The sequence below is a fragment of the Streptomyces sp. WM6386 genome (genome assembly GCF_000972385.1).
Taxonomy (GTDB): Bacteria; Actinomycetota; Actinomycetes; order Streptomycetales; family Streptomycetaceae; genus Streptomyces.
The window spans coordinates 1-386 of sequence record NZ_JXTE01000587.1 but is presented as its reverse complement, the minus strand read 5'-3'; the positions used below and the strand labels follow the sequence as shown (position 1 = coordinate 386).

General features: G+C 70.7%; 1 protein-coding gene. It reads right to left on the bottom strand.

All coding sequences use genetic code 11. The features are described from left to right. Window positions 1–27: 27 nt before the first annotated feature. Window positions 28–386 (bottom strand): acyl-CoA dehydrogenase family protein (locus TN53_RS42815; RefSeq protein ID WP_046264329.1); only part of this gene is annotated, 359 nt, incomplete at its 5' end.

The following is a 386-nucleotide window of genomic DNA, read 5'->3' as shown; positions in this document are numbered from 1 at the left end:
TTTCCGGGGCCCCACCCCCCGCCTTGCTCATGGCCGCGGCTCCTTGGGCAGACCGAGGACCTGTTCCCCGATGATGTTGCGCTGGATCTCGCTCGACCCGCCGTAGATCGTCTCGGCGAGCGAGAGCAGGAAGGAGCGCTGACGGGTGTCGAGGCCGTAGTCCTCGCCGACGATCTGCCCGGCGGGGCCGGCCAGTTCCATGGCCAGGTGGCCGAGGTGCTGGTGGCGTTTCGAGGCGTACAGCTTCGCGGTGGTGGCCTGCGCGCCCGGTGTCCGGCCCGCGGTCAGTTCGGCGATGGTCCGCAGGTTGGTGGTGCGCATGATGCGTACGGAGATCCAGGCGTCCACCATCCGGCGGCGCAGCATGGGGTCGGCGAGCGCGCCCC